The organism is Chengkuizengella sp. SCS-71B (assembly GCF_040100845.1).
Taxonomy (GTDB): Bacteria; Bacillota; Bacilli; order Paenibacillales; family KCTC-33759; genus Chengkuizengella.
Genome location: NZ_JAZHSH010000001.1, coordinates 3,480,498 through 3,505,385 on the forward strand (window position 1 = coordinate 3,480,498; position 24,888 = coordinate 3,505,385).

The 24,888-nt window shown below is 33.6% G+C and carries 19 protein-coding genes; 10 read left to right on the plus strand and 9 right to left on the minus strand.

Going from position 1 to position 24,888, the window contains the following annotated elements; all coding sequences use genetic code 11:
- Window positions 1-94 precede the first annotated feature (94 nt).
- Window positions 95-1,192, plus strand: coding sequence for a sporulation integral membrane protein YtvI (ytvI, locus tag VQL36_RS17120; RefSeq protein ID WP_349250466.1), 1,098 nt, complete (start codon window positions 95-97; stop codon window positions 1,190-1,192).
- Window positions 1,193-1,384: 192 nt separating this feature from the next.
- Here ytvI and VQL36_RS17125 read toward each other — a convergent pair whose 3' ends face one another.
- From VQL36_RS17125 to VQL36_RS17135, 3 genes are all read right to left on the minus strand, one after another.
- Window positions 1,385-2,584, minus strand: a complete 1,200-nt coding sequence (locus VQL36_RS17125) for a Xaa-Pro peptidase family protein (protein ID WP_349250467.1) — start codon at window positions 2,582-2,584, stop codon at window positions 1,385-1,387.
- Between the two features lie 31 nt (window positions 2,585-2,615).
- Window positions 2,616-3,653 (minus strand): class I SAM-dependent methyltransferase, encoded by a 1,038-nt coding sequence (locus tag VQL36_RS17130; RefSeq protein WP_349250468.1) that lies wholly within the window; start codon window positions 3,651-3,653, stop codon window positions 2,616-2,618.
- A gap of 155 nt (window positions 3,654-3,808) precedes the next feature.
- Window positions 3,809-5,032: a cytochrome P450 gene (locus VQL36_RS17135; RefSeq protein ID WP_349250469.1), complete on the minus strand. Its 1,224-nt coding sequence runs from the start codon at window positions 5,030-5,032 to the stop codon at window positions 3,809-3,811.
- A gap of 577 nt (window positions 5,033-5,609) precedes the next feature.
- Between VQL36_RS17135 and VQL36_RS17140 the strand changes: the two genes are divergently transcribed.
- Window positions 5,610-7,301, plus strand: coding sequence for a M4 family metallopeptidase (locus tag VQL36_RS17140; RefSeq protein ID WP_349250470.1), 1,692 nt, complete (start codon window positions 5,610-5,612; stop codon window positions 7,299-7,301).
- A 183-nt stretch (window positions 7,302-7,484) separates the two neighbouring features.
- Here the strand turns inward: VQL36_RS17140 and nfsA are convergent, their stop codons facing one another.
- From nfsA to VQL36_RS17155, 3 genes are all read right to left on the minus strand, one after another.
- The gene (gene nfsA, locus VQL36_RS17145) at window positions 7,485-8,225 is read right to left on the minus strand and encodes an oxygen-insensitive NADPH nitroreductase (protein WP_349250471.1); all 741 of its coding nucleotides are present in this window, start codon (window positions 8,223-8,225) and stop codon (window positions 7,485-7,487) included.
- Between the two features lie 34 nt (window positions 8,226-8,259).
- Complete coding sequence (locus tag VQL36_RS17150) at window positions 8,260-8,889, minus strand: MBL fold metallo-hydrolase (RefSeq protein WP_349250472.1); 630 nt, start codon at window positions 8,887-8,889, stop codon at window positions 8,260-8,262.
- A 426-nt stretch (window positions 8,890-9,315) separates the two neighbouring features.
- Entirely contained in the window at window positions 9,316-10,413 is a 1,098-nt protein-coding gene (locus VQL36_RS17155) for an NERD domain-containing protein (RefSeq protein WP_349250473.1), read from the minus strand.
- Between the two features lie 304 nt (window positions 10,414-10,717).
- Between VQL36_RS17155 and VQL36_RS17160 the strand changes: the two genes are divergently transcribed.
- On the plus strand, window positions 10,718-11,041 hold the full coding sequence (locus VQL36_RS17160) for a dehydrogenase (protein WP_349250474.1): 324 nt from the start codon (window positions 10,718-10,720) through the stop codon (window positions 11,039-11,041).
- A gap of 692 nt (window positions 11,042-11,733) precedes the next feature.
- On the opposite strand, the gene VQL36_RS17165 is transcribed toward VQL36_RS17160, so the two are convergent.
- Entirely contained in the window at window positions 11,734-13,476 is a 1,743-nt protein-coding gene (locus VQL36_RS17165; protein ID WP_349250475.1) for a 5'-nucleotidase C-terminal domain-containing protein, read from the minus strand.
- 189 nt (window positions 13,477-13,665) lie between these two features.
- On the opposite strand from VQL36_RS17165, the gene VQL36_RS17170 reads away from it, so the two are divergent.
- Window positions 13,666-14,853, plus strand: a complete 1,188-nt coding sequence (locus VQL36_RS17170; RefSeq protein ID WP_349250476.1) for an amino acid deaminase/aldolase — start codon at window positions 13,666-13,668, stop codon at window positions 14,851-14,853.
- Window positions 14,841-16,157, plus strand: coding sequence for a D-arabinono-1,4-lactone oxidase (locus VQL36_RS17175; protein ID WP_349250477.1), 1,317 nt, complete (start codon window positions 14,841-14,843; stop codon window positions 16,155-16,157). Before VQL36_RS17170 ends, VQL36_RS17175 begins: the two co-directional genes overlap by 13 nt.
- 126 nt (window positions 16,158-16,283) lie before the next feature.
- On the opposite strand, the gene VQL36_RS17180 is transcribed toward VQL36_RS17175, so the two are convergent.
- Window positions 16,284-16,625, minus strand: coding sequence for a DUF779 domain-containing protein (locus VQL36_RS17180; protein WP_349250478.1), 342 nt, complete (start codon window positions 16,623-16,625; stop codon window positions 16,284-16,286).
- Window position 16,626: 1 nt separating this feature from the next.
- The gene (adh, locus tag VQL36_RS17185; protein ID WP_349250479.1) at window positions 16,627-18,147 is read right to left on the minus strand and encodes an aldehyde dehydrogenase; all 1,521 of its coding nucleotides are present in this window, start codon (window positions 18,145-18,147) and stop codon (window positions 16,627-16,629) included.
- A 453-nt stretch (window positions 18,148-18,600) separates the two neighbouring features.
- Between adh and VQL36_RS17190 the strand changes: the two genes are divergently transcribed.
- From VQL36_RS17190 to VQL36_RS17210, 5 genes are all read left to right on the plus strand, one after another.
- Window positions 18,601-19,965 carry an MATE family efflux transporter gene (locus tag VQL36_RS17190; protein WP_349250480.1) on the plus strand — a complete coding sequence of 455 codons (1,365 nt, stop codon included), beginning with the start codon at window positions 18,601-18,603 and terminating at the stop codon, window positions 19,963-19,965.
- Between the two features lie 283 nt (window positions 19,966-20,248).
- Complete coding sequence (locus VQL36_RS17195; protein WP_349250481.1) at window positions 20,249-20,629, plus strand: BlaI/MecI/CopY family transcriptional regulator; 381 nt, start codon at window positions 20,249-20,251, stop codon at window positions 20,627-20,629.
- Between the two features lie 36 nt (window positions 20,630-20,665).
- On the plus strand, window positions 20,666-22,924 hold the full coding sequence (locus VQL36_RS17200; RefSeq protein ID WP_349250482.1) for a M56 family metallopeptidase: 2,259 nt from the start codon (window positions 20,666-20,668) through the stop codon (window positions 22,922-22,924).
- Window positions 22,925-22,959: 35 nt separating this feature from the next.
- Window positions 22,960-24,633: a YcdB/YcdC domain-containing protein gene (locus VQL36_RS17205; RefSeq protein ID WP_349250483.1), complete on the plus strand. Its 1,674-nt coding sequence runs from the start codon at window positions 22,960-22,962 to the stop codon at window positions 24,631-24,633.
- The gene (locus VQL36_RS17210; RefSeq protein WP_349250484.1) at window positions 24,630-24,827 is read left to right on the plus strand and encodes a hypothetical protein; all 198 of its coding nucleotides are present in this window, start codon (window positions 24,630-24,632) and stop codon (window positions 24,825-24,827) included. The genes VQL36_RS17205 and VQL36_RS17210 overlap by 4 nt, the downstream gene beginning before the upstream one ends.
- Window positions 24,828-24,888 lie beyond the last annotated feature (61 nt).

The following is a 24,888-nucleotide window of genomic DNA, read 5'->3' on the forward strand; positions in this document are numbered from 1 at the left end:
TCATGTCCAATTCACCCTATGTTTGAGAAAATAAATGAAATTCAGTATAATCTATGTAAGATTTTTAAAAATATATGAAATATGAGGTTGATGTATGATTACCTTCTATAGAAAGTATTACAAAACAGCCATTGATATAGGACTTGTTGTATTAACCGTTTTTTTAACAATGTGGGTATTTAGTTATTTGTACAAGATAGCTGCACCGATCTTTTTCTCTTTTTTTATTTTCCTTATCATTGAACCTTTTGCCCGTTTTCTTAATCGTAAAGGGATAAAAAAATCAATTGCTACTGCATTGTCCATGCTTATATTTATTTTAGTGGTTTTGGGAGCTTTTATTGGTGGAGGAGCATTATTTATCAATCAAATTACATCCTTTACAGGTAAAATAGCTGAATACCAAGTCATTATTCAAGATGAAATCATTGCACAAGTTGAATTTATTAGCTCAGAATATCAGGCACTCCCAGATAATATAACGGATCAAATTAAAAGCTACGCTTCTACAATCACAGAAAAAGGAGCGCAATTAGCAGAATGGTTTCTAATTAGCCTCACAGCCATACTCTCTTCATTTTCATCTTTTATAGTCAACTTTTTTGTAGGATTAATTTTAGCGTATTTTTTAAGTGTGGAAATTGCAGATTGGAAATCAGTAGCCAAAGAAAAAACGCCTAATACATTTAAGTCAGCATTTTACTTTTTAAAGGATTATGTACTAAAAGGAATTGTAAGTTACATAAAAGCACAATTTAAATTAATTAGTCTTACCTTTGTCGTTATATTTATTTCCTTGTTAATCTTTGGGGTTAATAATGCTTTTTCAGTTTCCTTGTTAGCTGCCGTTTTTGATTTATTACCTTTACTTGGAGTCTCTACTGTTTTTTTACCATGGGTTATATATTTGTTCATCGTTGGGAATACAAGCTTGGCAATTAAATTAACAGTTGTATGGGTCGTTGTCATTGGATTAAGACAGATTCTAGAACCGAAAATTGTGGGTGATTCTCTTGGAGTATCTGCTTTTACGATGCTTACTTTTATGATAATTTCTTTATCACTGTTTGGTATTGCAGGTTTAATTCTTGCTCCAATCCTTACGATTTTAATTAAGGAATTATATGTTCAAGGATATTTACAGAAATGGATTCGTTTACCTGAGGAAGAATTTCATCCCAAAGATCAGTAAGTTATCAACCATTACATTTCATCCCCGACTAAGCACTTTATGCATGAAGTAGGAATCTTCTATTGGATAAACTAAAAATCATCACCATTGATCCTTAAGCCAATGATGATGATTTTTTTAAAACACCTATTAATTTAATCGAATTGGATAAATCATCTACTACATATGAATTGACTGTATCACTTGTACAAACTATGTAGAAAGTTCATTTACATTAATAATTCCATCTCTAGTAATTGATAATTTCTCAAATCCATCTTCCGTTATAAGGTATGTATCTTCTATTCCCACAACACCATTTTCAGGAAAAGTAAATTTGGGTTCAACTGCAATGACCATTCCAGGTTCAAGTTCGTATTTAAACCCTTTAGCAAGTACGGGGTATTCATCAATTTCCATGCCTATACCATGCCCTAAAAATTTCACTTGATCTGCTCCATATCCCATAAAATGATCTTTTAACCCTGCTTCATCTGCCAGTTCGAGTGCATTAATATATAAATCTTCACAAATAGTACCTGGTTTTAACAAAGCCTCGGTGGATTTTAGAATTTGTTCAGAAGTTTGGTAAGCTTTGACTAATTCCTCTGATAATTCTCCTATTACCACAGTTCGAGTTTGGTCAATAACATAACCGTCAATACAACAGCCTAAATCAACCAATATTGGTACATTTTTATCTATGATGTTTTTCCCTGACCCCTGAGGACTTGCTGGACTTAACCCCTCTCCTCCAGCAGGTCCATCAAAATAAGTAGGTTTTGCTGCTGAAATACCAGCAGCTACCATACCAGTAACAAGCTCTTGGTTAAATCCTCTCATTCTCATTAACCCAACATGCCCTTGTAAACGAAGAGAGTATTCAATTTCACTCATCCACTCCACTTCAGTCATGCCTGCCTTCAGTTTACTTAAAGCTGTTTCCAATGCTTGATTAACTGCACTTGCTGCAAATTTAATTTTTGAAATTTCATCAGGAGATTTAATCATTCTAATTTCTCGAATAAAGACTGATCCGTCCTTCCACACTACATCAGGCATAATGGATTGTAGTCTATTAAATATTTGAATAGGAAGCACATCAAACTCAGTTGCTATTACAGCTTTATTTTTAGATTTGAAAACTTGGGGAAAATCATTTTTAAGTGTTTCTCCAAAATTCCGAAAAGACCCCAAAGCTTTTACGATACAAGAACTTTCTTCTTGAGCACGTTGTACACTTCGACGTACATAAAAAACAGGTTCTCCTACTACTGGGATAAACAAATATCCTGTTTGCATAGACCCAGTTAAATAAAAAATATCTACATTTTGAGTGAGTAAAAAACCATGTAATAGATTGTCCTTTAACTTTTGTTGCAACTTATTTTGCCTAGTTGTGTATTGTGACATTTATAATATCTCCTCTGTAATATACAATTGATTACCTGACTTGAGCTATTATTCCGTTATGAACTTTTATAAATCCATGTCTTATTATATCAAAACCCGCCTCATATACATATAACCCCATTTGGCGAATATCCATTAATTCTCTGTACATATGATTCATTACATCCGCCATAATGTTGTAATATATTCTAGAACGAAATTGATTGCGAGGTGTCGTCATGATGACATATCCTCCTGGTTTTACAAATCGTCGGTGCATATCTAAAATTTCAGACTTATGCTCATCTGGTGCATGTTCTAATAAACCCACACTTAAGACTATATCAAATTCTTTTCCGTACTTAAGATTTCGAATATCTTCCACTTCGTACTCAATATTCATTTCATCTTTGTACCAAACTTTAGCACTGCCTGTTGAAGGGTTTTCACCTAGAAATGGATATGTAGAGGAAAACTCTTCAAATCGGTGTGTTTTGCAATATTCATCATAGTCTACTAGAACGACTTCCGCCCCAGGATACATCGCTGCTAGCTGCATTGCTTCATAACCTTCAGCAGCACCTAAAAATAAAATACGGGGGTTGTTTACATCCAATCCTTCAAATAGAGCACGTTTTCCACGCGGGTCCCAAATACCATCTTGAATCCGGTGTACATAATTCCATAAGTTTAACTTTACGGTGTCACCTAGTGCCATTTTCACTTCATTCATATTAAATTTGGATAAACTCTTTCTGAACTCTTTCTTTTTTTCTGACAATTCACTAGGAACATCCTTTACAAACCACTCATGGAAAGAGCGGTTAAAGAATTCCCAAGAGGTTTTCACTGACATGTCCTGTTTGTTTTCTTTTTCCCAATTGAGACGATTTACTGACATCTTATTTACAATATACGGCTTGCCAATCTTTCCCCAGCTTAAATCAGACCAATCACTAACTACATTCGCTTTGATAAATTTATCTAGTTTTTCATTGTTTGGGTCTCTTAATTCAACTCTATAGCTCGGAGCTAACTCAGTTTTATTAAAATCTTGTTCGCTGTATGGAAAAATCATGGAGTTTTCCAACGAAATCCCCCCCAATATTTATTCATTGTTATATTATATTCATCAACATCTATGGATTTCCTTTTTATTTTACCTCTTATATCATTACTCATCATCATGATTAACACCGCCTGTTAATTCAGACGGTGTTAATCATTTTATTTAAACTAAGACCCCTATTTTAGACTAACTGGTAACTCTAAAAGTCCTCTGAAAATTTCAGATTGTCGCCACCTAAGTTCTTTTTCGTTCACTTTAAGTTTGATATTCGGAAATCGTTGGATCAAAGCTTGAAATGCTATTTGGCTTTCCAGACGAGCAAGTGGTGCTCCTAAACAATGATGCATCCCAAAGCCAAAAGCAATATGTTTGTTTTCTTCTCTTGTAATATCGAGCTCTTCTGGATTGACAAAATAATTTGGATCACGGTTGGCTGCCGCAAGACTTAAAAATATCATATCACCCTTTTTAATTTCTTTTTCATAGAGAGTAAAATCCTCTATCGCATAACGAGCTGTTGCAAATTCCACAGGATTGGTAAATCGTAATAATTCTTCAACTGCTCTACCTACAAGTTCAGGATGCTTTCTCAACTTGCCTAGCTGTTCAGGATGTTGAAGGAGAGATAACATGCCATTTCCTATTAAATTTACCGTTGTTTCATGACCAGCGACTATTAGGAGAAAAAGCATAGATAGGAGTTCTTTTTTAGAAAGCTTCTGTCCATCTTCCTGAGCCATGACTAAACCACTAATAATATCATCTTGTGGAGATTGTCTTCTTTCTTCTATGATCGTTTCAAGATAATGAATAAAATCTTTTATATAGGAGTTGAGCTTCTCTATCTCCTCATCTCCGTTTGCAACACTAGTAGATGCATTTGACCAGATTCTGAACTGATTGCGATCTTTTTCTGGAATCCCCATCATTTCTGAAATAACTATAATAGGTAAAGGGATTGCATAATCTTCCATTAGGTCTACATTTGTTTTTGTTTCCATCTGATTAAGAAGGCTTTTAGAGATTTCCTCAATTCTTGTTCTTAAACCTTCAATCATACGCGGAAAGAAAACCTTATGTACCAAAGAGCGTAATCGCCCATGATCAGGTGGATCATTAAACAACATATTGTTAATAAAAAACTCATATTCTTCAATATAATTTTGTTGTTGTATTTCGTTTTTAGACATCACATTTAAGATATCTTTTGTAATCCTCTCATCTTTCATAAGGGTTACAACATCATTATAACGTGTTACTAACCAGCTCTTTACTTCGTTAGTCCCTCTTTTAATTGTAAATTCATGGATACGTTCATTGTGTTCTCTAAAATAAGATAGTGTTGGATACGGATTCTCCTGATATTCTGGTGAGTAAAGATCAAAAACAACTTTTTCCATAAATATAGTTCCTCCCAAATCATATTTACTATTTTGAAGTACAAACAATCCATAACAAAAAAATACATTTAATTACTTTTTTGTTAATTTAATTATATTAAAATAGATTCATTATTATGATTATGAAATTTTCAGGTTTATCAAATACGTTATGATAGTGCATTATTAGATACATTGCCTTACTCAATATAATTAAATGTATTGACAAGCTTACATCACATCGTTATTCTTTAATTATGTAATGGTATATTTAGGAAAATACAACATTACATCAAATTGCCTACTAGAATGTCAATATTTTAAAGGAGAGGAGAAATAAACGTATTAACGACAAATTGATTACAAGGCAATTAACAAAAAATCAATAAAAGGAGGGAGATAACTATAATCTAGGGTTCATTTACAGTTTCACTTTGTTGCATTGCAGCTTAAAAACTTTAAACTTTATAATGACAGATAGGGTTCAAAGTTTACTAATTTTGCTAATTGTGTGTAAGCGTATTCAAAGGAAAGGAACAAAAAAAGTAACTTTCCAAATTATTAATCCATATATGGGAAATTAAAAGGAGAAAAATTGATGAAAAAGAATAAGATTGTCTCAATACTATTAGCTACAATGTTGACTTTTGGGGTGTTATTAACTTCAATTACTGATGTTTCTGCAAATTCCCTCATTTCAGAAACAGGTTTAAAAGATATTAATGAAAAGCAAAAGATAAAGTTAAATAAAATGGAAGAAAAATCCTTGGAACAAAATAAAGAATTAAAAGTTTCATGGGACGAAAAGAAGGGTGTTCCTCGTTATATCTCTGGTACACTATCAAATGAAGATACTGATATCTCAAGCTTTCTACAAGAGAATAAGGATTTATTTAATATAGTAGACGGAGATTTTGAAATTGTAACGAGTGATTCAGATGAACTTGGAATGACACACTATAAAACTCAATTTATAGTGGATGGTATCCCTGTTTATGGAGCAGAATTAAGCGTACACACGGATAGTAATGGTGTTGTAACCTCCATAAATGGACAAGTAGAACCTAAATTAGTCAATAAAAAATGGAGCAAAACGATAAAACTATCTTCTTCAAAAGCGATTGAGGTAGCTGAAAATCAACTGAACTTTACTCCAACAGAAGATACGTATACAACCGAACCAACCGCTGATCTTTATATGTATCAACATGAAGATACGTGGATGCCTGTATATATCGTTGAGCTTCAATTTTTAGAACCATATATTGGTCGTGAATTTTTCTTTATTGATGCAAAAAAAGGTGAAATACTAAGATCTTATAATCGAATTGTAGATGCCGCTCAAATTGGAACGGGTACAGGTCTTTCAGGAGAAGTTAGAGACATTAATACTTTTTTATATAATGGGACCTATTACTTATATGATGTAACAAGAGATGGAATTATAAGAACTTATGATGCTAATGATAGATATCAAACGGGATCTCTAGTTACTGATGGTAACAACAACTTTAATTCTACACGTCAAAGAGCGGCAGTAGATGCTCACCATTATTCAGGTGTTGCTTATGATTATTTTTTAAATGAACATAACCGAAATAGTTATGATAATAGAGGAAGCGATTTTATATCTAGTGTGCATGTTGGAGACCCAGCAGGTGGATCATATATTAATGCTGCATGGGTGGGTACACAATGGATTTATGGAGATGGGGGCATAACTAGTAGTGGAACAGAATATACTCCTTTTTCAGAATCTCTAGATGTAGTGGCCCACGAGGTCACACATGCCGTCACAGAATATTCAGCAAATCTAGTTTATGAATTTCAACCAGGTGCATTAAATGAATCATTCTCAGATGTTTTTGGAATCTTAATAGAAGCGAATTATGAAGGATCACCAGATTGGCTATTAGGGGAAGATATATATACTCCAGATATTGATGGAGATGCGATGAGATATATGTATGATCCAACTCTTAATGGAAGACAGCCTGCTCATATGGATGACTTTGTACATCTTCCGAATACAAGAGAAGGTGATTGGGGAGGAGTACACATAAACAGCGGTATTCCAAATAAAGCTTTCTACAATATTGCAACAGATATTGGTCTAGAGAAATCAGGAAAAATTTATTATCGTGCGCTTACTAGTTATTTACACTCTAGGTCACAATTTATTGATGCACGTAATGCTTTATTACAGTCCGCAGCAGATTTGTATGGTACTAACAGTGCTGAATATAACGCAGTTGCAAATGGCTATGCATCCGTGGGTATTGGCAATTAATTAAAAATGACATTTATTTAATAGTATTATTATTAAATGTTTACTTTTAATAATAATATAAGTAACTCCTGCTCCCTTTATCATTTTTTATATTTGATAAAGGGAGCAGAATGATAAATGGTCAGCTCTTTAAACATTTTAGCCGTACAATGTGTGTTCATCCGTTCATCGTTTCATCCCATCTTATTCACTAAATCTGAATCCTTGATCCTCCAAGTATTTTCTTAAATGTTTACGTGATGCAGTTTGAAGTTTATTAGACATTTGTTTTGACCAATTTGTATCTACTTTTCCTTTAGTCCGCTCTAAGTAATATTCATTTGTGATTTGATTATATGTCTTTAATTCGTTCGTTGCATTGCCCGTATTATAAATTTCATGATGGTATATCAGATTGGTTTGTAAACGAGGTTTTTGAGAAGGTTCTTGATCAGGAAAACCTAAACACATTCCAAACACAGGATAAACAAGTTTTGGTAATTGGAGCAATTCAGTCACTTCCTTTGATTGATTACGAATCCCTCCAATATATACAATACCTAAACCCAACGATTCTGCAGCAATTGCAGCATTTTGAGCTGCTAAAGTAACATCTGATGTAGCCACTATAAAGTTTTCCACCGTACCAGAAACCATTTCCGTTTTTTCCATTTCACAAGCAACCTGTAATCGATATAAATCTGCACACCATACCAAAAATAAAGGACAATCTGCAATATATATTTGATTTCCAGATAATATTGATAGCTGTTTTTTCTTCTCTTGATCCGTTACCCCAATTACACTATAAGCCTGCATATGACTTGAAGAAGATGCCATTTGAGCAGACGTTACTATTTCATCAACATATTCCTGAGGTATCGGGTCAGATTTGTATTTACGAATCGAACGATGGGACTTTAGCAAATTAATCGTTTCATTCAATTTCTTAGCTCCTTCCTTTATAAATTTTCTTTTATTATAAAAAAGGATTATGCTCTCTTTCATGTCCTATGGTCGTTGATGGTCCATGACCAGGATGAACTTTCACTGTATCCTTTAATACAAACAACTTCTCATAAATGGATTCATATAGCTGCTCCGAATTTCCACCTGGTAAATCAGTTCTTCCCATTGAATGTTGAAATAAAACATCACCGCTAAAAATATTTTCACCATGTAAAAAACTAACACTCCCAGGAGAATGTCCCGGTGTATGAAGCACCTTAAACTCTGTATCTAAAAACCGTAACGTTTGACCTTCTTCTAAAGTAAATTCTGCTGGAGCGGTAGAGAAAGGTGGTCCTAATTCAGGCCATCTTGTAGATCCATTTAATTCAGGATCTGTTAACCATTTAGATTCTAACTTATGTAAATAGACTGGACATTTCTTTAATTTTCGTATCTCATCTACCCCACCTATATGATCAAGATGAGCATGTGTAAGCAATATAGCATCTATTTGCAGCTCTGTTATATGCTCAATTAATAATTGCGGCCGCATGCCTGGATCAATAATAATCGCTTTCTTCTCTCTTGGATTAGAAATTAAATAAGCATTAGTTGCTAAGGGACCTAATGTAAAGGTTTCAATTCGTAATTGGTTCAATGTAAATCCTCCTCAAATAAATACATTTGCTGATCTCTATTACAATATGATCAATGGATTCAATCAATTGATCTTGTATTGCAGATATTATACCATGTATTTCACTTGTTTCTTTAGCTGATTTTTCAGCTAAATTATATGGATTGAGACACTAATTTCTATGCTCAAACAATATAGATTACAAAAATATTTTACGTACAGACGCCCACCTCTATAGGTGGTATCTTCAAGACAGGTGGAGTCACCATCTGATTTCTTAATGTATAAGCATTGCTTAAACGAGTTCACATAGAAATATTTCTTACAGCTAAATAAATAACTCCTATAGTCAACAGTATGGCAATACCACCAATAATCATACTTAAATACAATGCGTAGTTCAGTCTGTCTTCATATTCATTTTGGCTTAATCATTAATTTTTGAACTTAGCTTACAAGGTTATTCTCAATAATATCTGAAAGAAGTTTCATTTCTTTCTTAGATACAGGTTTATTCGTTCTATAAGATTGGATCGTATGCAATAAGCGGTCTACCTTTATTGTTTTAAATGCTGGACTTTGACCTATTATCTGACTGTTAGGATGAGAAAAACAGATGAGTCCACGAATGCTAGTTTTCAAATTATTTTTTCTTAATAGTTCTTTTATTATATAATCATGTCTATACATTTGTGCCGTTGGATCTGTGCTGTTTTTATTATTACTCCTTTGAATTCCCTGAGCAGTAAAACGGATTTCACCAGACCAATGTTTGGTTTCGATATGAAATATACCATTAGGTCCAATAGCAACATGATCAAACTGTTGTGTTCTTCCATTTGTTTTTAGCTTTATATCATGAAATACTTTATAATCCTTAGGAAGATACTTTAATTGATGTTTTACTATTTTCTCTCCCTCAAGACCATAATTTTGAGAAGAGCCTTTCTTTTTTTTCTTGATTATTTTATAAATCAAATATAACCCAGTGAGCAGTAAAGAAAGAATAATAAATGGTATTACATATGGTTGTGCTTTTTCATCAATTTGCTCCCAATTCTCCCCCAAAGTCGTTCCTAAAAATAAGAAAAAAGCAGACCAAGGGATTACGGCTAAAGTTGTTAAAACGCTGAAACGAATAAACGACATATTTGCTAGTCCAGCAGGTATAGATATTGCGTGTCGAACAACTGGAATAAACCGTGCTGTAAAAATCATGCCTGTACCGTATTGGTTAAACCATTTTTCAGATAAATCAAGATGTTTTTTATGTATTAAGATATACTTTCCATACTTCTCTATTAAAGGTCTACCACCAAATTTCCCTAACCAATAAAGAAAAATTTGTGCTAATGTTCCCCCAATGGTTGCAAAAACCAGGGCTTCAGTCCAAGTAATTTTGTTTTGATAAATTAAAAATCCACCATAGGATAAAATAATTTCACTAGGAATCACTTCTATCATTAAACCAATCATGATGCCCCAATAACCTAAATCTGTTAGCCAATTAAAAATGTGATGTATGATCTCTGTAATTAAATCCATTCATTATTCCCTGCCTTTATCCAAAAAAATTTTGCATACAGATGCCCGCCTCTATAGGTGGTATCTTCAAATCAGGTGGAGTAGAGTCTCCATCTGATTTCTCGATGTTTAAGCTTTGCTTAAACGAGTTCACTAGTCTTTACCACATTTTATTCTAACATAAAGCTTGTCATACCAAGATCATAACCAAAAAATTTTCATCATAAATTGTAAATTAAGATGTTAACATATTCATTGAGTAACTAGCCTAGTAGCTAAGCCGCTTCTCACTGCATACAAATATTAAAGAGAGGAGCAGATGAAGATGAAACATCAAGAATCACAAAAACATAATATAGACTTGCCTACTGCCAGAAAAATAAGAAGGGCGTGTAATAAAGAAATCTATAGAACCGTCAAACGTTTAAAAATATGGATTCGACCGGATAAAATAAAGGAAGCTGAAGAACTTTATTATAAAAAAGTATTAATTAACTCAAAATATATTTTAGAAAATGCACAAAATCGTAAACTATTATCCGATTGGTTTGATGAAAATGTATGTGCTGATTTTTCAAAACTGTGGGATATAGAAGAGTCGAAAATAAGCAAAGCATTTAGAAATGCATTCATAGGACAAAAAAAATAGTAAGTCTATCGATGACGTTGTCCTTATAACAAAAACTCCTATCGGAGTCTCTCGAGGAGGTAGCCGAATACTTCTTTACACTATCATAAATTAAATAATTAAAATGTAGATAGTATAAGGTCAACTAACGATTAAGTTATAAAAAAAGAATACCACCTTTGAGTAGAAGGTGGTTTTTCTTCTTAAGACTCGCTAATTGGCAAGTTTTCTTCAATAATATGGCTGTGACGGATAGTACGGATACGGTTGAGGTTGAGGTTGAGGTTGAGGTTGAGGATAAGGATATGGATAAGGATATGGATACGGCACTGGTATTGGTCTTGGATATGGATAAGGTCTCGGGCGTGGTCTAGGGTACGGATAATACGGATATGGCCTTGGTCTTGGTCTAGGGCGCGGTCGTGGTCGTGGGGGCTGCTGACGATATTCTGATAGAGAATTAAAATATTGATAATGACTCAATGAATGAACCTCCTTTTCTAACTTCTCCATATCAAAGTATGCTATCCCTAGACGAATTGCCTCCTACAAATGCCTAATTATGTGCGTTCAAGTTATAAACAATTTTGTACAAATGCTAGCATATGGACGTAATTTAGAACTAGGTATGAAAAATAAAAAAACCCGAATTTAGACTAAAAAATACTTGTCCAAAATTCGGGTTGTTCATGTCTATATTTCGATATTAATTATTATTGAGCAGGTACGATAATTTCTTGATCTGGAAAGATTAAGTTTGGATTATCAAGCTGATTCAATTTTTGAAGTTCTTGCCAAGTTGTATTGTATTTAACTGCTATTTTAGATAAATAATCACCAGGTACAACAATATAAATACCAGTTGTAGGTTCAGTCACTTCCTCAGTTTCTGTTACTTCATTTATAACTGTTACCCGACCTTCTACCACTGGACTCACTGTTCCTTTTTCTTGAATATACTGAATAAGCACTTCGTCTAGAGCTGGATATTCGTTTTTAATTGTAATATCTGCAAACATCGTATATTCATCTCCACCAGCAGCCAAGAAGTCGTTTGTTGCCAATACATAAGTTTTCTCTAAATCAAGAGGTTCTCCATTAATTTGAATAGATACCGCTCTTTCTCCAGCAGGTTTGGAAGCATCAATTTTATATTCAATACCCGCTACATGTGGAAATGCTCCTTTTGCATCTGGATAAGAATCAATCCCATTTTCTAATGCTGCTTTAATGACTGCACCTGAAACTTCTTTAGTAACGATGTAATTTCCAAAAGGTAATACAGTAATCACTTCACCCTTAGTAATTTCACCTACATCAATAGAAGCTCTGATACCACCGCCATTAGTAAGAGCAACATCGGCACCAGTTTCATTTAACATCGCATCGGTAATTAGGTTTCCTAAGTTTGTCTCACCTGCACGAACCTGTTCTCTTTCTCCATCGAGTACTACACTTGTTGAACCTACGACCTCAGCTAAAATAGTCTCCTGAGATGTAGTGATCGCATCAATTACAGCTTGAACTTCTGCATCTGGTTCAACTTCTGCTGCATCTTCTTTAGTTATTAAACTTCCTTCTTTACTTACTAACTCATCATTTTCGTCAAAAGTAAGCTCTACCACACCTAAGTTCTTAGTATACTCGCCAGAACTTACAATTAGAGTTCCACTTTCACCAATGTTGTCTTCAGTATGGCTATGTCCATCAACGATTAAATCAATTCCGGGTGCTCCTTCAGCTACCTTAATACTAGTATCTGTGCTAGAAGCATCCGTTCCTAAATGAGTTAAGGCGATGATGACATCCACTTCTTGTGATAGTTCTGCTACCATTGTTTGAGCAGCTACAACAGGATCAGTAAACTTTAATCCCTCTACATTTTTTGGATGTGTTTTGTAGTGAGTTTCTGGTGTAGATAAACCGAAGATTCCTAGTTTTACACCATCTACTTCTTGAATCATGTAAGGAGGCAATAATAATTCTCCAGTTTCTTCAACGATAACATTTGCACTCAATACTGGAAAAGTTACCATCTCTTTTAATTCTAGTAGTCTTTCATAACCATAGTTAAAATCATGGTTACCTGCAGCCATTCCATCGTAACCTACAGCGTTAAAAACCTCTGCAATACTTTTCCCTTGCTCTAAAGTTGCAAAAGTCGTTCCATGGAATGTATCTCCTGCATCTAGTAAAAGTACATTTGCATTATCTGCTTCTTGTTGTTTAACAAGCGTAGATAATTTTGCAAGTCCCATACCATCATATTTACCTTCGTTAATTCTAGCATGTGTATCATTCGTATGTAGGATCGTAATTTTTTTTACTGCTTGTTCATCTCCACCTTGATTTTCCTCAACTCCAGTGTCCGTTGAGTTGTCCCCTTCTGCAAAAACAGAACCAAAACTAGTAAAAACTAAAAAACAACTTAAAGCAATAATAAATAAACGCTTCATGTCTTTCCCCTCCGCAATATTAAAATTTGATTGCATCATAAGTGTAAACTATTATTTCAAAAATTCAACCATTTTTTTCATCTTGACAATAAATTCAATCATTTTGTACTAGAACCATTGATAGACAAAGGAAAATATAGCACCATTATAGAATATACTATGTTAAGAATCTATTAAGGGAGGAGTTTAATGAATACATTTATTCAATATAAAAAAGCTACAAACCATATAGCAAAACCTTTTGCCTTTTTGGATGTTGATCTGCTTGATGATAACATCTCCCAAATTTTAAGTCACAGTTTAAATAAAAAAATAAGAATAGCTAGTAAATCCATTCGCAGTGTACCTGTTTTAAAAAGAATTATGGAAAAAAGTGAGCGTTTTCAAGGGTTAATGTGTTACTCTGCACCTGAAGCTGTCTTCCTTTCTGAACGTGGTTTTGACGATCTTTTATTGGGTTATCCTGTCACCAATAAAGATTACATTTCTTCTGTTGTTGAAAAAATAAAAGAAGGGAAACAAATCACCTTCATGGTAGATTGTTTCAAACATATTAAACTCATCGAAAGTGTAGTTAAAGATGAAAATATTCAAGTACCAGTGTGCATCGATGTAGATATGTCTTTGGTTTTTCCTAATTTCAGATTTGGAGTTTATCGTTCTCCTCTACGTTCCATTCACGAAATACATCAACTTATTTATACAATTCAACAATCCAATCAGTTAAAACTAGAAGGTTTAATGGGTTATGAAGCACAGATTGCAGGAGTTGGTGATCAAGTGAAAGGAAAGCTGCTTAAAAATTCAGTTGTTCAATTACTTAAAAAACAGTCTATTAAGCAGATAAAAGAAAAACGATCAGAAATCATAGATTCAATAAAAGATTATGATCTATCATTTCGGTTTGTTAATGGTGGTGGGACAGGTAGCTTAGCAAGCACTTGCAAGGAAGAAGTCATAACTGAGGTCACTGTAGGATCAGGATTTTTCTCACCTCTATTATTTGATTCCTACAAGGAATTTCAATATAAACCAGCAGCGGGTTTTGCCCTAGACATTGTACGTAAACCAAAAAACAATATATATACTTGTACAGGAGGAGGATATGTTGCTTCTGGAGCAACAGGAAAGGATAAACTACCAGCTCCTTATTTACCTGAAAAGTCAAAACTTCATTCTTTGGAAGGTGCTGGTGAAGTACAAACTCCTATTATATATAAGGGAGAAGAAAACTTGGATATAGGTGATCCTATCTTTTTCCGTCATAGTAAAAGCGGTGAATTATGTGAACGCTTTAACCAATTATATTGTATATCAAATGGCAAAGTTGTAGATGAATACGTGACGTATAGGGGGGAAGGGAAATGCTTTCTTTAAAACAAAAACCTATAAAAGAATGGAAAAACTGGTCAGGTCTTGTCAAAAGTTCACCTCAAAATATGATTTACCCTCAAAACATTGAGGAAGTTGTAAAACTCATTCAAAATTGTATAGATCACAAACAACGTTTACGTGTTGTAGGTTCGGGGCATTCGTTCAGCCCCTTAGTTCACACAAATCAATTACTAGTTTCACTAGATGATATGCAGGGAATAGCAGAAGTTAACGATTCTGAACAATGGTCAGAAGTCTGGGCAGGAACAAAATTAAAAAAGCTTAGTATGCTTTTGCATCAACAAGGTTTTGCTCTTGAAAATATGGGAGATGTTGACCACCAATCTATAGCAGGGGCTTTGAGTACCGGAACGCATGGTACAGGTGTTAGTCTTGGAAATCTTTCAACGCAGATAAAAGAGCTTACAATTGTGACAGGTACGGGCGAGGTAATTACTTGTTCCGAAGAAAAAAATCAAAACATATTTAAAGCTGCATCTATTTCATTAGGAGCACTAGGAATTATAGTTAAGGTAAAACTTAAAGTAGTCCCTGCATACAAATTGCATTGCAAATCGTCCAAACAACCAATTACAAATTGTTTAGAGCAATTAAATCATTTAAAAACCAATCGAAATTTTGAATTTTTTTATTACCCACACACAGAAACTGCTCAAATTAAGGTCACAAACGAAACAAATCAAGCACCTTCCCCTAACAGACCTTTTCAAAAATTTAAAAATATAGTTTTAGAAAATTATGTTTTCTGGTTATTGTCAGAAGCAAGTCGCATTTTCCCTCGTCTAAGTAAAACAATCAGTCGAATTACAGCAAGTGGCGTACCTAATACAGAAAAAATAAACTATAGTCCATTTGTTTATACATCTGATAGAGTGGTCCGTTTCAATGAAATGGAATACTGCATCCCTGAAAGAAATCTCAAAAAAGTTGTAGAAGAAATGAAAAGTTGTATGGATCAGCAACAATTTGCCGTACATTTCCCTATTGAATGTCGTTATGTAAAAAAAGATGATATATGGTTAAGTCCATCCTATCAAAGAAATTCAGCATATATTGCTGTTCATATGTATAAAGGCATGGAATATGAATCGTATTTTCAAGAAATGGAAAAGATTATGCAAAAGTATAATGGCAGACCTCATTGGGGAAAAATGCATACCTTAACTTCAGATAAATTACAAAAATTATACCCAAAATGGAATGACTTTCAAAAGTTAAGAGGTCAGATGGACCCCGAGGGGCTCTTTTTAAATGATTATTTGGAGGGGTTATTTGATACTAAATAAAGTTTAATCAAATGGAGGGTCCCATAAAAAGACTGGATTTGATGGGACCCTATCATAAACCAATTACAAATAAATCATAACATTTACTGAATATTCCCAGCGTGAGCTTGAACATGACATCTTTTCTTACGGCTGTCTTTTTGGAAACACTCGAGACCTTGTTAAAAATCGAACTCCTTCAGGTCCTTCCAATGAAAACATTCCCCCACGACCAGGCACTACATCAATCATCAATTGAGTATGTTTCCAGTATTCATACTGCTGTTTATTCATATAAAAAGGCGTGCCTCCAATTTCACCAATGAGAACATCACTATTTCCTAATAAAAAGTCATCTTTTGGATAACACATCGGAGAACTGCCATCACAGCATCCTCCTGATTGATGGAAAAGGAGCGGTCCATGTTTCTCTTTCAACCTTTTAATCAATCGAATTGCCTCATCTGTAGCGATAACCTTCTCATCCATTTTAAAAGAATCCCAAAGCTTGTGGACTGTAACTAATTAATAAATTTTTTGTTTGCTGATAATGAGATAACATCATTTTGTGTGTCTCTCTACCAATACCAGACATTTTATATCCACCAAAAGCTGCATGAGCTGGATATGCATGATAACAATTCGTCCATACACGGCCCGCCTCAATGTTACGTCCAAATCGATAGGCTGTATTCATGTTTCTAGTCCAAACTCCCGCACCTAATCCGTATAAAGTATCGTTCGCTATTTGCAAAGCTTCTTCCTCATCTTTAAAAGTAGTAACAGATACAACTGGTCCAAAAATTTCTTCTTGGAAAATGCGCATTTTATTATGTCCTTTAAAAATGGTAGGTTCAATATAGTATCCATCTTTAAATTCACTCTCAAGCATATTTCTCTTACCACCAATAAGTGTTTCTGCTCCTTCTTGTTCAGCAATATCAAAATAAGCTAATATTTTCTCCATTTGCTCAGAAGAAGCTTGGGCTCCGATCATCGTTTCCATATTTAGAGGATTTCCTTGTTTTATTTCTGCTACACGTGAGACAGCTCTTTCCATAAACTGATCATAAATGGATTCATGAATGAGAGCACGCGATGGACATGTACAAACCTCCCCTTGATTTAAAGCAAACATGGTGAATCCTTCAATGGCTTTATTTAAAAAGTCATCATCTTGATCCATCACATCTTTGAAAAATATGTTTGGAGATTTCCCTCCTAACTCTAGTGTTACGGGGATAATATTGTTTGATGCATATTGCATAATTAAACGCCCCGTGGTGGTTTCACCTGTGAAAGCAATTTTAGCAATTCGATCACTTGATGCAAGCGGTTTCCCCGCTTCAACACCAAATCCATTCACAATATTCAACACACCTGGAGGTAATATGTCATGCATCAGTTCTGCCCATACCATAATGGATGCAGGAGTTTGCTCTGCTGGTTTTAACACTACACAATTACCCGCAGCAAGTGCAGGTGCTAATTTCCACGTTGCCATTAATAATGGAAAATTCCATGGGATGATTTGTCCTACAACTCCTAGAGGCTCTAGATAATGATAAGATACAGTATCCTGATCAATTTCTCCTAAACTACCCTCTTGTGCACGAATACATCCGGCAAAATAACGGAAGTGATCAATAGCAAGCGGTAAATCAGCTATGGTTGTTTCTCTAATCGGTTTACCGTTGTCCCATGTTTCTGCAACGGCTAACATTTCTAAATTCTCTTCCATTCGATCTGCAATTTTATTAAGAATATGTGCTCTTTCGGTGACGGAGGTTTTGCCCCAACTATGTTTAGCTTTGTGAGCAGCATTAAGTGCCAATTCAATATCATCAGCATTTGAACGAGCGATTTCACAAAAGGCTTTACCTGTAACTGGACTCAAATTTTCGAAGTATTCACCTTTTGTAGGAGCTGTCCATTCTCCTCCAATGTAATTATCATATCTTTGTTTAAAGTTAATCAACGCTTCTTGTGTACCTGGAGCTGCATAAGTCATATTATTTTCCTCCTAACAATTTTTATATTTAAAAGAAAACCATAAAGTTTGTCCTTCTATTCATAATCTATTCAAAATATTTAACTGATAGAAGCGTATTTAGGAGAAAAAGAATGTTTGTTTAAGTAGATATAAATAAAATTTACAAGTTTAACTGATAATATATTTCAAAGTATTTTCATTTTGTTCATTTATTGATGTATTCATCCAACGTCAATCGTGATATAATGTTCAAATTACTTCAAAACAACCTGTAAATTGAAGTGAACTCGTTTAAGCTTTGCTTAAACATCGAGAAATCAGGTAGAGACTCTACTCCACCTGATTTGAAGATCCCACCTATAGAGGTGGGCGTCTGTACGCAAAATATTTTTGGATAAATATTTGTTAATTAGGTACTTATTATTTTATGAGGTCATAAGCTAAACTTTTAATTTTTATAGGAGAACTAGTATGAGTGAAAAACCAAAGAAAAAACTATCTCTTTTTCATTTAACCTGGCCGATTTTTATTGAGTTTTTATTATATATTTTAATGGGAAACGCAGATACAATCATGCTTAGTCAGTATTCAGATAACTCCGTTGCAGCAGTAGGAATTTCCAATCAAATTCAAAATTTCATTATATTGATGTTTGGTATCGTTGTCACAGGTACAACGATTCTAGTTGCGCAAAATCTAGGTTCAAACGATAAAAAAACAGCTTTTGAAATTGGAAGAACATCTATATCTCTAAACATCGTAATTGGGTTATTTCTTAGTTTAGTTTTATTTATTTGTGCTCCCTATGCCTTGAAACTGATGAAAACACCGCCTGAGTTAATGTCTGAAGCTAAAACCTACCTGCAAATTATTAGTGCATTTTTGTTTATTCAAGCTTTAATCATGACATTATCAAGCATCATTCGCAGTCATGGATACACGAAACAAACAATGTATTCCACATTAACCATGAATATCATTAATGTAATTGGAAATTATTTATTCATTTTTGGTCCATTTGGAATTCCTGTATTAGGTGTCACAGGCGTAGCCATTTCAACTGTGATTAGCCGTTCAATTGGATTAATCATACTGTTTATCTTTTTAACAACTAAGGTAAAACAACCGATCAGCTTACGCCAACTATTTTATTTTCCAAAAGAGCATGTAAAAAAACTAATTAAAATAGGAGTTCCATCTGCAGGTGAAAGCTTGTTTTATAATACACAGCAGCTTACAATTACAGCCTTCATTGCTTTGCTTGGAACCATGTTCATTACTACTCGTGTTTATGTATTTAATCTCATGTTTCTTATCCTATTATTTTCATTAGCTATCGGACAAGGAACTCAGATTATTGTCGGTCATCGTATTGGAGCAGGAGAAAATGAAAAAGCTTATAAACAAGTGATACACAGCTTGAAGATTGGCATGTTCATTAGTTTAATAATTGCAACTGCTTTTTACTTCCTGGCTAAGCCGTTACTTAGTATTTTTACAGATAATGCTGAAATTATTAGTTTAGGAACTAGTTTATTATTGATTACGATTATTCTTGAACCTGGAAGAGCCTTAAACCTCGTCATCAACAATTCATTAAGAGCTGCTGGGGATGTTAAATTCCCTGTTTATATGGGAGCCTTATTTATGTGGGGAGTAAGTGTTCCAACCGCTTATATCTTAGGAATTCATTTTGGCTTTGGCCTTTATGGAGTTTGGATTGGATATATTTTAGATGAATGGCTTAGAGGGCTGATCATGCTTTGGAGATGGCGTTCTCGTGCATGGGAAAAGATGGCTTTAGTTAAAACAAAAAAACATGCTGCAGATTCATAAAGATAATCACCAATTCTAGTGAAAAAATAGAGTTGGTGATTTATTTGTTTATCAATATTCAACTACACTTCCTAACTCTATCTAGATATTCTGCTAAATCATTCTCAATAATATCCTTTAACACACCCACTTTTACTTCCAATCCATTTTCCTGTAAATATTGTATCCCTTTCCCGTTAAAACATTTAAATAACTATTGACAATCAACATATTACACATGTAATATTTATTATAGGTATTATGTTTGTAATATTAAAAAAGAATCAATTAAGGTGGTTTTCATATGAGTAATTATACTAAGATATCAGATGCTGAATGGGTAATCATGGAGGAGTTGTGGAAGAAATCTCCCCTTACTTCTGCTGAAATTATTGATCAACTAAAGGATTCAACAGAGTGGAATCCCAAAACAATACATACTTTAATCAATCGTTTAGTTAAAAAAGAAGTGTTGGGTGTGAAAAGGGAAGGGCGTTTTAAACAATTTCACCCTCTTCTCTCTGCTGACGAATGTCGCAAAAGAGAGACAACCTCTTTCTTAAAAAAAATCTATTCGGGTTCACGTCAAATGTTTATTTTAAATTTTATTAAAAATGAGAAGTTAACGGACACAGAAATTGAAGAGTTAAAAAAGATCCTTAAACAAAAAAAAGATGAAAATTAATACTTACTTAGATTTAGGATAAAGTGGGGTGAAAACATGGATGTACAGAATATATTCATCACTATTTTAAACTTTTCTCTGGTAGGCAGTACGATAGCAATACTCATTCTGTTTATAAAAAAAGTATTAAATGATAAACTCACTGCACATTGGCACTATTACATTTGGCTCTTATTAATTATAAGACTTATGATTCCGTTTAGCTTTGAAAGTTCATTGAGTTTAGTTAACTTCTTTCCCTCCTTTACAGAGTATAAGACTACTGAATCTATTGAAACATCAGTTAGGAATCAAACAGCATTCCCTCAGGTAAATATAGAAAACTTTAAAGGTAAAGATGATGGCATAACCTCAAATGGAATCAACGAACCACCGGTAATTCTTCAAACAATAACAAATCTAACAGTAACAAATTTCAATAAAGAAATGATGGAAGTGCAAGCACTGGATTCCAACTCAGAAAGTGTGCCTGTTAACCAGATAAAATTCAACATTTTTAATCTGAATACATTCGGAATGATATGGTTGTTTGGTGTATTGATGGTCTTTATACTTTTATTAATTGAAAATATCGATTACAACTGGAAATTATCCAAAAAACCAAAATGCAAAGATGAGGACATATTATCATTGCTAGAAACATGTAAAAAGAAATTAAAAGTGAGTTCCAATGTACAACTCATATATGATGAGAAGGTTGTCTCACCATCGATAATTGGTTTATTAGTACCTAAAATTGTGATTTCAAAGCCATTGTTTGAAAGCTTATCAAAAAATGAAAAGAAATATATATTGTTGCATGAATTAACACATTTTAAAAAAAAAGATGTCCTTATTCAATGGATGAGTATTATTGTTCTAGCTATTCATTGGTTTAATCCTATCATTTGGTACAGCTTTTATCAGCTACGTAAAGATTGTGAGCTATCGTGTGATGCCTCCGTTTTATCTCAATTAAAAAAAGATGAATATCTGGCATATGGGAACACATTGTTAAGTGTTTTAGGTAAAGTATCAAAACCATCCCTCATTCCTAGATCCATAGGAATGTCCACTAATTTATCAGATATGAAATCAAGAATGAAGAGAATTCATATGTTTAATAAACAACCTCTCAAATGGATGATGCTCTCTAGTTTGATAACCGCAAGTATCGTTCTTGTTGGATTCACAGTATTTGATTTAAATACAAATGAAAATTATCCGAAAGATGTACCCCAAACTGAAGATGTAAATAACCAATACAAAGATAAAGGCACTTGGACAGAGATCTCCAGTATGAATCAAGCAGGGTATCCTGGGAATGCATCAGAAGTCTTAGATGGAAATATTTATACTATGGGTGGATCTGTAATTAATGATGGAGTATATGTATATTCATCAAGTTTAGAAAAGTATAATCCACAAACGGATACTTGGACACCATTGGCTAGTATGAATCAAGCTAGAGATAACCACGCAACTGAAGTTATTGATGGAAAAATATACGTAGTAGGCGGTTATGGATATGATGGAGAAGATTATCGTTATTTATCAAACCTAGAAGTATATAATCCACAAACGAATACTTGGACACCATTGGCTAGTATGAATCAAGCTAGAGGCCACCATCATGCAGAAGTCATCAACGGTAAGCTGTATGTAATGGGTGGGTTTGGAAATCAAGAAGATTACAATGTCTTATCAAGTGTAGAAATGTATGATCCTCAAACAGATACATGGACACAATTAACGAGTATGAACGAAGCTAGATTTAGATTTGAAACTGAAGTAATCGATGGGAAAATTTATGCTATAGGTGGTCGAGGTGATTACACTTTATCTAGCACTGAAGTATATGATCCTCAAACGGATACTTGGACACTATTAGCTAACCTGAACAAAGGGAGGGAAAACTTTTCTATTGAAGTCATAGAGGATAAAATTTATGTAATAGGTGGATATAATATTAATTTTATGATGTATAGAAAAGAAAATTATTTATCAAGTGTAGAGATGTATGATACAAAAACAAATATATGGACGAATTTAACTCCTATGAATTATCCAAGAAATAATCATACAACAACAGTGATGGATGGGAAAATTTACGTAATGGGTGGATATTATGATCATATTCATTTATCAAGCGTTGAAATGTATGATCTAAAAACAAATCGTTGGTCAGAGGTGACTCATATGAATTTAGCAAGATCTAATCATGCGGCAGAAGTGATCAATGGGAAGATTTACGTAATCGGTGGAAGTTCCGAAGAAAATTATGAATCAAAAGCCGTAGAGGTTTATGACTTATAAAATACATGATTTTTAAAGATAGGAGAAAGCCATTTATGAAATTAATTTTAAGCATCGTTCTTAGTTTTATTTTGTTTAGTATTTTGTATATCAATTTAGATGGAAGTCAGACAGAGCCACAAGCTGAACAAGTTGAAGCCAACTCTAATCCATCTGTTGAAGTGGATCAAACAGATAGCTCAAAAAATCAACCTGTTGAACAAACAGCTAAAATAACAAAACAAGACTTAGTAATTAGAGTGAAACAACTATTTCCAAATGAATTGGCTTCAGCTAGACTGGAGGAATTTACTTTTGATGGGAAGGATCCTAAAAAGAATAAATATATGTTACATTATCGTGAAAATGGTGAGCAGTATATTCCTCCGGATTTAAGAGGTACTTTTGTATTTTATGGAAAAGAGCTAACTTTAATTGCTGCCTCCTTTGGCGGGGATACAGCAACAAAAGAGAATTCATTCCCTCCAAAAGTTGATCTTGAAGAAAGTAGAGAGATTGCTGAAGAATTTTTACGTCAAATATATGATATGAGTGATTATGGCATCAAATATAGTTATCATCAAGATTTTCAAAGACCTATAACCGAAATTCTCCAAACAGAGTATGAATTTTATAAAATGAAGGATGGTATACGCATATCAGATCAAGGAGGTTGGATACTCGTTCAAGGTGATGGAAGGATCAGAAGTTATAACTATTATAATCAACCATATGAGAATTACTATTCCTCCCTACAAGATCATACGTTTGATTCCACAAGCAAGATGTTAACGGAGGATGATATTAAAGAGCAATTAAAAAATGAATTAAATGTACAATTAAAATATAAAAGCGAATGGAATTCACCAGAAAGTAAAGATATTTCCTTAGCTTATGTCGTAGAGCCTTCCATTAGTAAAATCCGTGCGACAGATGGAACATATTTGATCGATAATGATTTTATGAATATTAGTGAAGTAAATACAATTTCTGCATATCACCCTATATTACAATCTAATGATCCATCGACGTTTGATTTTAACAAAAACCATATAGAACAACACGCTTTAAACTTATTGGAACAAATATTAAAGATAAAATCATCTGAAATAAATATTGAAAAAATAGAAGAATCAGGACAAATAGAAAAAAACTTAAAATATTTTCTATCATTCCAAGTCAATGACAATATTAGTAATTTGAACATAGATGGAAATAGTGGAGATGTATATTACTTAAAAGTACCTGAACCACTACCGATAACTACAAATGAATCTTCAGAATCAACCCTAAATGAAGCTAGAGAATCAGCTATAAATTATATACATCAACTTTCCCCAAGTATAGCTAAACAAATCGTGTGGAGAGAACATCCAGAAGACTACTCTACTACTAATGATAGTTACACTTTCCAATTTCACAGATTAATTAATGGGGTTCCTTATGAAGGAGATGAAATAAGCATTGGTATTTCCAAACAAAATGGCGAATTAATAGAATATATTATGATTCTTGATCCTATGGATCAGTTTCCGAGCGCTGACATTGTGATCAGTGAGGAGGAAGCATTAACTGCATATTTGAATGGAATGTCTTTAGATTTATATTATGATCACAAATATAGTGACTATTATGATGATCTAGAAAAAGTACATTATAATCTAATTTATGAATTAAATTTTAAAGTATATAATATAAATGCAGCAACAGGCGAAATATCTCCAACTTGACTGATCGCCATCTCATTTCTGACAAATATGTGAATCACTTTGAACTTGCAGATGCGTTAGGACTTATTACAAAAAATGAGAATGGCGAAATTCAACCACAAAAGTCAGTAACTACTGCTCAATTAGCCATATATATCTGTAATTTAGTAAATTTACCTAACGTTATGGATAATGATAAATTTATGATTAGTTAATCTGCTCCAACATTATTATGAAGGTTGATATATAAAGAAATTGCCACATCCCTCTCTTAAG